Here is an 8,469-nt window from a genome sequence, read left to right as displayed (position 1 = left end):
GGCGAACGCACGCGCGATCTCGTTCATACCGCGCTGTCGGCGCAACGGCGCCTCGTGCTCGACGCCGACGCCTTGACGAGTTTTGCCGGCGCGCCGGATCGCCTGTTCGGGTCGATCAAGTCATCGGGCGATCCGCAGGTCGTTCTGACCCCGCATGAGGGCGAGTTTCCGCGGCTGTTCAGCGATATCAGCAACAAGCATCCGAACCGCTCAAAACTCGAGCGGGTGCGCGCCGCCGCCGAACGCTCCGGCGCCGTCGTGCTGCTGAAAGGTCCCGATACCGTCGTTGCCTCGCCCGACGGACGGGCCATGATCGCGGCGAACTCGCCGCCCTGGTTGGCCACCGCTGGCGCCGGCGATGTGCTGGCCGGCATGATCGCCGGCCTGCTGGCGCAGGGCGCGCCGGCCTTCGAGGCCGCGAGCATCGGCGTCTGGATGCATGGCGAAGCCGCGCGCGAGGCAGGGCCCGGCCTGATCGCGGAAGACCTGACCGAAGTGTTGCCCGCGGTGTTCAGGCGCCTCTATGACAAGTTCGGCGTTGATTACTGATCGGCTCACACGACGTATTTCGCAACCGCCGCCTCATTCCATTGCAGCCCGAGGCCAGGTCCGCGCGCGGTAACCGTGCCATCGACGATTTTGGCGGGGTTTTCGAGCACGGCGCCGGCGAAGTCGAGGAATTCGAGCCAGTGCGCGGTCGGTGTCACCGTGAGCATATGCGCGCTTGCTTCCGCGAACAGATGGCTCGACATCGGGATCGAGGCTGCGTCGGCCTGGCCCGCGACCTGAAGCCAGCCGGTGACGCCGCCGACCTTCATCAGATCGGGCATGATGAAATCGCTCGCGCCTGCTGCGATCGCCTCCGCAAACCCGCGCGGGAACCACCAGTTCTCGCCGGCCTGGATCGGGATCGGCGAGGTCTCGCGCACTCTGGCGTGTCCCAGCAGGTTTTCCTGCGGCACCGGCTCCTCGATCCAGTGCAGATCGTAGGGTGCGAGCCGCGCGATACGGCGGGTCGCTTCCGAAGGATCGAGCGACTGGTTGAAGTCGAGCATCAAGGCGACGTCAGGCCCGAGCAGGGCGCGCACGCCCCTGACCACCCGTTCATCGTTGGCGGCATCGCCGTCGCCGCCCTTGATCTTGATGCCGCGAAAACCTTGCTCCAGCGAACGGCGCAGCGCCTTTTCGTCGGCGACGGGATCGACCACGCCATAGCTGTCATAGGCCTTGATCGGCTTCGGCGACCCGCCAAGCAGCTCGGCTAAAGGTTTGCCAGCCACTTTTCCCAGCGCGTCCCAATAGGCCATGTCGAGCCCGGACACCGCCATGCCGACCAGGCCCTGCCAGCCGAGCAGCCTGAATTTGGCGTCCATCGCCGCCATCAGGTCGAACGGCGCGACCGGCCTGCCGGTCAGTTCGCGGCCGGTCTCTTCGATCAGATGCGCCAGCGGTCTGAGCGTCAGTTTGGCGTAGGCGAAGATATAGGATCGCCCGGTCACGCCTTGATCCGTCGCGACGTCGATCAGCACGAGCGGCGCCGCATCGATCACGCCGAACGCGTTCTTCACCGGCCGCGGGATCGGCACGACGAGGCCTCTTGCTGTGACGCTGCGAATGGCTGGAATGGATTGGCTCATGTCGGTTCCTCACACGATAGCATACCACCGAACCAGCCGCGGCGCCGCCCAGTCGATCGCAACCTGCTCGATCAGCCAGCGTCCGGCATATTCGGCTGACCATGCGATCCGCTGGGTCTGGCCGGGTTCGACCGCGAGCGTATCCAGCCAGAACGGCTTCCAGCCGTCATCGAGCCGGTCCAGCAGCCGGAAATGATGGCCGTGGAGATGGAACACGGTGGTGATCTCGGCACGGTTGGTCAGGGCCAGGACGACGGTGCGGCCGGCCTTGGCGGCGAAGGCGGGCGGTGCGGACGCGGCGAATTTTGCCGGCGCGACCCAATGGGCCTGCGGTCCGCCCAGAACAATATCGAAGCGCAGCGCGTTCTTGAGGTCGAGCTGCGCGGGCAGTCCGTTGGAGGGCAGCGGCGGCGCCGGCGCGAGCGGTGCGGGTCGGATTGGCGGCTCGTTCGAGATGTCCAGCCGACCGATCGGGCGAGCGTCTTTCCCGTCATGCAGCAGGATCGACGATGTCGTGCCCGGCGGGGCTGCTGCATCGATGAAGGCATCGACCCTGCCTCCCGGAGCCAGCACCAGCGCCCCGTTGCGGGCCTGGAACGGTTCGGCCGGCTGGCTGTCGATGGCCATGATGCGGACGTCGATACCTTCCAATTTGATTGCAATAACAGTACGCTGACAGCCGTTGATGAAGCGAAGTCTGAGGCGCTCGTTGCGACGGAACGTGAAATCCGGTGAGGTGCAGCCATTGATCGTATAGGCTGGCGTCGTATCCTTGGGGTCGAGACCCGGCGCAATCGCGGTTCCGTCCGAACGCAGCCGCCAGTCCTCGATCAGAAGAACCTCGTCCCGGTCCACCATGACCGGCTGCTTTTCCTGGGCGATCCATGCCAGGGGCCGTGACGGCCGAGCCTGACCATCTCCCAACAGACGGAGATCGCAAAGAAACGTGCCGGCCTGCCGGAACGGAATTGCAAGGTTTTGGCTTTTACCCGGCAGCAATGGCGCGAGCGAAGCGAGCGGTTCGGCGGCCGGCACGCCCTCGATGCCGCGCCAATTCAGCACCACCGGGACCGGCAGATCGTTTCCGAACACGATCTCCTCGATGTCGCCGCGCCTGGACCGGAAATCAGGACCGCCAAGCGACCAGACCGGCGTCTCTGGCCCTCCCGGCCGAACCGCGACGGTACCGGCCTTGGCCTGCAGCGCACGGGACTGCCGCGCCAGCGCCGGGACGGCCGGCAGCGCCGGGGCGAGGGCGGCAGCCCCCAGCCCTGCGATCAGCTGTCGTCGATCCCGGGAGAATTTGCGGCTAGCCATCGGACCGATGCGGACCATTTTCCGCTCGACCTGTCCAGCCGCGACGCGTTGGCCCGAGGATGCAAGAAAGGCCATTTTTTTGCTGCGAACAGGTCCGCTCATGTTATAAGCCCGCCGCTCGCGGCATCGCGGCCGGACATGATGCTATCAGCGGGCGTGGCGGAACTGGTAGACGCGCTGGATTTAGGTTCCAGTGACGAAAGTTGTGGGGGTTCGAGTCCCTCCGCCCGCACCAAGCGCCTTCAGCGTTTGCATGCCGAATACTGGAGGGGCCTGTTTCCCGTTGGGACCAGGTCGGACGAACCACCGGCGCAGGCATCTTAAGTCGCGCGTCGACCACATTGACAATGTCGCGGCCGCGAGGCCGGACCAAAGCGGAAGAAGATTGGTACCATGCAGGTCACGGAAACCCTCAATGAGGGATTGAAGCACGAGTTCAAGGTCAGCGTTCCCGCGTCAGATCTCGATGCCAAGGCGGATGCCCGTCTGGTCGACCTCAAGGACAAGGTGCGCCTCAACGGTTTTCGTCCCGGCAAGGTGCCGGTGAGCCACCTCAAGAAGGTGTATGGCCGCTCGGTGATGGCGGAGACCATCGACCAGACCATCCGCGACACCAATACGCAGATTTTCACCGATCGCGGCTTTCGCCTCGCCACCGAGCCGAAGATCACCATGCCGACCGGGGAAAAAGAGGTCGAGCAGATTCTGGCCGGCAAGACCGACCTTACCTACACCGTCTCGGTCGAGGTCGTGCCCACCATCCAACTCGCCGATTTCAAGAGCTTCTCGGTCGAGAAGCCCGTGGTCGAAGTGACCGAAACCGACATCGACGAAGCCGTCAAGCGCATCGCCGACCAGAGCCGCCCCTATGCCGCCAAGAGCGAGGGCGCCAAGGCCGAGAGCGGCGATCGGGTCACCATCAGCTTCACGGGCACGATCGACGGTACCCCGTTCGACGGCGGCACCGGCGAGGGTATCCAGGTCGTGATCGGCGCCGGCCAGTTCATTCCGGGCTTCGAAGAGCAGTTGATCGGCATCGGCGCCGGCGAGACCCGCACGCTCAAGGTTTCGTTCCCCAAGAACTACGCCAACGAAAAGCTCGCCGGTCAGCCCGCCGAATTCGAGACCACAGCAACGCTGATCGAGGCGCCGGGCGAAACCAGGATCGACGACGAATTCGCCAAGACGCTCGGGCTGGAAACGCTCGACAAGCTGAAGCAGGCCGTGCGCGAGCGGCTGGTCGCCGAATTCGCCGGTGCGACGCGCCAGCGCGTCAAGCGCGCGCTGCTCGACCGTCTCGACGACAGCCACAGATTCGAGGCGCCGCCGTCGCTGGTGGAAGAAGAGTTCAAGCTGATGTGGAATTCGATCAAGGCCGAGATGGAATCCTCAGGCAAGACGTTTGCCGACGAGAACACCACCGAAGAGGCTGCCAAGGAAGAGTACCACAGGATCGCCGACCGAAGGGTCCGGCTTGGCCTCGTGCTGTCGGAGATCGGCGAGAAGAACAAGATCACCGTCACCGAAGACGAAGTCAGTCGCGCCGTGATCGAGCGCGCGCGCCAGATGCCGGGTCGCGAGAAGGAGGTCTGGGACTACTATCGCAACAATACCAATGCGCTGGCCCAGCTTCGTGCTCCGATCTATGAAGACAAGGTGGTCGATTTCATCCTCGAACTCGCCAATGTGACCGAAAAGAAAGTCTCGCGCGAAGACCTGTTCAAGGAGGACGAAGCGGAGAAGAGTGCGGCTTGACCACGGTGCCTCGCATTAATCATGACGGCGAAAGCGGCGTGGCCGTGGCATCCGCCGCTGGGTGGTTGCGTGCGAATCGGCTTGAACTTGTCGGATGCGGTTCGCCATGGCCTGGTCTTGTCGCCGGCGAATTGGCGCATATCTTGAGGGCTGTCGTTGAAGTGCTGCATCACGGGAGTTTGGTCCGCGCCGCAAATCATGGCAGCCTTGTCGTGAAAGCCTTGCCGATAGATGTTCGCCCCCGCCAGCCCGCTACACCAACCCTCTATACCAACCCCTGGGTGACTAATGCGCGATCCCGTTGAAACCTACATGAACCTCGTGCCGATGGTCGTCGAGCAGACCAACCGCGGCGAACGCGCCTATGATATTTTCTCGCGCCTTCTGAAAGAACGCATCATCTTCCTCACCGGGCCGGTCGAAGACGGGATGTCGACGCTGGTCGTCGCGCAGCTTCTGTTCCTGGAAGCCGACAATCCGAAGAAGGAAATCTCGATGTACATCAACTCGCCCGGCGGCGTGGTGACATCGGGGCTTGCCATCTACGACACCATGCAGTTCATCCGTCCGGCGGTTTCGACGCTGTGCACGGGACAGGCGGCATCGATGGGTTCGCTGCTGCTCGCCGCCGGCCACAAGGACATGCGATTCTCGCTGCCGAATTCGCGCATCATGGTGCACCAGCCCTCCGGCGGCTTCCAGGGCCAGGCTACCGACATCATGTTGCACGCGCAGGAGATCCTCAATCTGAAGAAGCGTCTCAACGAGATCTATGTGAAGCACACCGGACAGACCTACAAGGCGATTGAGGATGCGCTGGAGCGCGACAAGTTCCTGACCGCCGAGATGGCGCGCGATTTCGGTATTGTCGACAAGGTGATCGACAAGCGTCCGGAAGATCCGTCGACCGCCAAGGCCGCGTAGCGCCGGCTCGGCGGCGGCGTTGACGTCGCCGGCGGGCTTGGACCGGTAATTCGCCACCCACAGCGCGCCCATGCCCTCTCGCATGGCAGAAAGTTCCGCTTTCGTGCTGGTTTGGCGGCGTGGTAATCGCGCAACGATTTGGCGGTTTCGGCAACTAATCCCCGTGTGAATGGGGTAAATCACGGTATTGTCACGGTGTTGGGTGCCTGCCGGATTAGCGAATTCTTGATAGTCGGGTGTCAGCATGGTTGGCTGTATCGGATCGGATATGATCGCAGGGGATTCGAATAAGCCGTGATTCGCACGGCCGGTATTGCGTAGGGTCTTTTTTGGTACGGAATTTGCTCTATTTAACCCCAAGTTCGGCTCAGTGCCGGAATGGGTCGATCGAGCGACGGGATCGAACGGCGGACGGAGACAAGGATGAGTAAGGTCGGCACGAGCGACTCCAAGAACACGCTATACTGCTCGTTCTGCGGCAAGAGCCAGCACGAAGTCCGCAAACTGATCGCGGGTCCCACCGTCTTCATCTGCGACGAATGCGTCGAACTCTGCATGGACATCATCCGTGAGGAGAACAAGTCCTCGCTGGTGAAGTCGCGCGACGGCATTCCGACGCCGAAGGAAATCTGCAAGGTCCTCGACGACTACGTGATCGGCCAGAGCCACGCCAAGAAGGTGCTCTCGGTCGCCGTCCACAATCACTACAAGCGGCTCAATCACCAGACCAAGCACAACGACGTCGAGCTTGCAAAGTCGAACATCCTTTTGATCGGACCGACCGGTTCGGGCAAGACGCTGCTGGCGCAGACGCTGGCGCGGATTCTCGACGTGCCGTTTACGATGGCGGACGCGACGACGCTTACCGAAGCCGGCTATGTCGGCGAGGACGTCGAGAACATCATCCTGAAGCTGTTGCAGTCGGCCGATTACAATGTCGAGCGCGCGCAGCGCGGCATCGTCTATATCGACGAAATCGACAAGATCAGCCGCAAATCCGACAACCCCTCGATCACCCGCGACGTATCGGGCGAGGGCGTGCAGCAGGCGCTGTTGAAGATCATGGAAGGCACGGTGGCCTCGGTTCCGCCGCAGGGCGGTCGCAAGCATCCGCAGCAGGAGTTTCTGCAGGTCGACACCACGAACATCCTCTTCATCTGCGGCGGCGCCTTCTCGGGGCTGGAGAAGATCATCTCCGCGCGCGGACGTTCGACCTCGATCGGCTTCGCCGCCCAGGTGCTGGCGCCGGAGGATCGCCGCACCGGCGAAATCTTCCGCCACGTCGAACCCGAGGATCTCCTGAAGTACGGCCTGATCCCCGAATTCGTCGGACGCCTGCCCGTGGTCGCGACACTGGAAGACCTGGATGAAGCCTCGCTGAAGAAGATCCTGACCGATCCGAAGAACGCGCTGGTGAAGCAATATCAGCGGCTGTTCGAGATGGAGAATATCGAGCTGACGTTCGCCGACGAGGCGCTTGGCGCGGTCGCGCGCAGGGCGATCGAGCGCAAAACCGGCGCGCGCGGACTGCGCTCGATTCTCGAGAGCATCCTGCTCGAGACCATGTTCGATCTTCCGGGGCTGGAAGGCGTCGAGGAGGTGGTGATCTCGCGCGAAGTGGTCGAGGGAACTGCTCGTCCGCTCTACATTTATGCCGATCGTTCCGACCGCGCCGTCGAGAGCAGCGCCAGCGCCTGATCGGGCGGCCGCCGCGGAAGTTTGGGTCTTGCGAACCATGACGGCTGCCGGGCCTCCCGGCGGCTATAGTTGCGCAGGCGAAACGCGTATTTGACCCGGTTGGCCTGCATTTTTCCGTGACTTGACACCCCCGTACCCGATAGCCACCTAATGCTTTCGGCGACTAATCGTGACCAAGATTCGTCGTCAAAACGACCCGGCGAAGCAGGCGGCGCAGGCGGCCAAACGACCCCGGAACCTCCCGGCACCTTGTGGCGGTTGCGCTAGACGCGGACTGCGTGCAAGGGGGCACAACAAAAGGAACAGGCCATGACCACCGCGAAACCCCGGCCATCTATCGTTCACGGCGAAAGCCACGCTTATCCGGTGCTGCCGCTCCGCGACATCGTCGTTTTTCCGCACATGATCGTGCCGCTGTTCGTTGGCCGCGAGAAGTCGATCCGCGCGCTCGAAGAGGTGATGAGGAACGACGCGCTGATCATGCTGGCGACGCAGAAGAATGCGTCCGATGACGATCCGGCTCCGGATGCGATCTATGAAACCGGCACGCTCGCCAGCGTGTTGCAGCTCCTGAAACTGCCCGACGGCACCGTGAAGGTGTTGGTCGAAGGCCTTGAGCGCGCACGCGTGCAGAAATATTCCGGCCGCGCCGAATATTATGAGGCGACCGCGGTCGCACTCGCCGACACCGACGCCAATTCCGTCGAGGCCGAAGCGCTGGCGCGTTCGGTGGTGTCCGACTTCGAAAGCTATGTGAAGCTGAACAAGAAGATCTCCGCCGAAGTGGTTGGCGTGGTTCAGGCGATCACCGATTTCGCCAAGCTCGGCGACACCGTCGCCTCGCATCTCGCGGTCAAGATCGCCGATCGCCAGGCCATTCTGGAGACGCTGTCGGTTACGCAGCGCCTGGAGAAGGTGCTCGGGCTGATGGAGAGCGAAATCTCGGTACTGCAGGTCGAGAAGCGCATCCGCTCGCGTGTCAAGCGCCAGATGGAGAAGACCCAGCGCGAATATTACCTGAACGAGCAGATGAAGGCGATCCAGAAGGAGCTCGGCGACGACGAAGGTCGCGACGAACTCGCCGATCTGGAGGAGAAGATCGCCAAGACCAAGCTCTCCAAGGAAGCCCGCGACAAGG

General features: G+C 63.0%; 7 protein-coding genes and 1 tRNA gene. 6 read left to right on the top strand and 2 right to left on the bottom strand.

Annotation, left to right across the window (positions count from 1 at the left end; all coding sequences use genetic code 11):
• On the top strand, positions 1–549 hold a 549-nt coding region (locus tag WCE35_RS24905), incomplete at its 5' end, for an ADP-dependent NAD(P)H-hydrate dehydratase (protein ID WP_424595964.1).
• A gap of 5 nt (positions 550–554) precedes the next feature.
• Here WCE35_RS24905 and WCE35_RS24900 read toward each other — a convergent pair.
• Both WCE35_RS24900 and WCE35_RS24895 read right to left on the bottom strand, forming a co-directional pair.
• Complete coding sequence (locus WCE35_RS24900) at positions 555–1,637, bottom strand: enolase C-terminal domain-like protein (RefSeq protein ID WP_424595963.1); 1,083 nt, start codon at positions 1,635–1,637, stop codon at positions 555–557.
• 9 nt (positions 1,638–1,646) lie between these two features.
• Positions 1,647–2,954, bottom strand: a complete 1,308-nt coding sequence (locus WCE35_RS24895; RefSeq protein WP_424595965.1) for a multicopper oxidase domain-containing protein — start codon at positions 2,952–2,954, stop codon at positions 1,647–1,649.
• 150 nt (positions 2,955–3,104) lie between these two features.
• On the opposite strand from WCE35_RS24895, the gene WCE35_RS24890 reads away from it, so the two are divergent.
• The 5 genes from WCE35_RS24890 to WCE35_RS24870 form a co-directional block, all read left to right on the top strand.
• Positions 3,105–3,189: transfer RNA gene (locus tag WCE35_RS24890), tRNA-Leu, on the top strand.
• 158 nt (positions 3,190–3,347) lie between these two features.
• A complete protein-coding gene (gene tig / locus WCE35_RS24885) occupies positions 3,348–4,709 on the top strand; it encodes a trigger factor (protein WP_424595962.1) in 1,362 nt (453 codons plus the stop codon).
• Positions 4,710–4,997: 288 nt separating this feature from the next.
• Complete coding sequence (locus tag WCE35_RS24880; RefSeq protein ID WP_424595961.1) at positions 4,998–5,633, top strand: ATP-dependent Clp protease proteolytic subunit; 636 nt, start codon at positions 4,998–5,000, stop codon at positions 5,631–5,633.
• 423 nt (positions 5,634–6,056) lie between these two features.
• On the top strand, positions 6,057–7,331 hold the full coding sequence (gene clpX, locus WCE35_RS24875) for an ATP-dependent Clp protease ATP-binding subunit ClpX (protein ID WP_044542438.1): 1,275 nt from the start codon (positions 6,057–6,059) through the stop codon (positions 7,329–7,331).
• Positions 7,332–7,640: 309 nt separating this feature from the next.
• A partial coding sequence (locus WCE35_RS24870) for an LON peptidase substrate-binding domain-containing protein (RefSeq protein ID WP_424595960.1) occupies positions 7,641–8,469 on the top strand: 829 nt, incomplete at its 3' end.

This window comes from Bradyrhizobium sp., assembly GCF_049691595.1.
Taxonomy (GTDB): domain Bacteria; phylum Pseudomonadota; class Alphaproteobacteria; order Rhizobiales; family Xanthobacteraceae; genus Bradyrhizobium.
This window is presented reverse-complemented; position numbering and strand designations above follow the sequence as displayed.

What these genes read in the sequence shown, in the direction of transcription:
- WCE35_RS24880 (WP_424595961.1), top strand. Translation starts at nt 4,998, where the DNA reads ATGCGCGATCCCGTTGAAACCTACATGAACCTCGTGCCGATGGTCGTC.
- WCE35_RS24895 (WP_424595965.1), bottom strand. Translation starts at nt 2,954, where the DNA reads ATGGCTAGCCGCAAATTCTCCCGGGATCGACGACAGCTGATCGCAGGG.
- WCE35_RS24900 (WP_424595963.1), bottom strand. Translation starts at nt 1,637, where the DNA reads ATGAGCCAATCCATTCCAGCCATTCGCAGCGTCACAGCAAGAGGCCTC.
- clpX (WP_044542438.1), top strand. Translation starts at nt 6,057, where the DNA reads ATGAGTAAGGTCGGCACGAGCGACTCCAAGAACACGCTATACTGCTCG.
- tig (WP_424595962.1), top strand. Translation starts at nt 3,348, where the DNA reads ATGCAGGTCACGGAAACCCTCAATGAGGGATTGAAGCACGAGTTCAAG.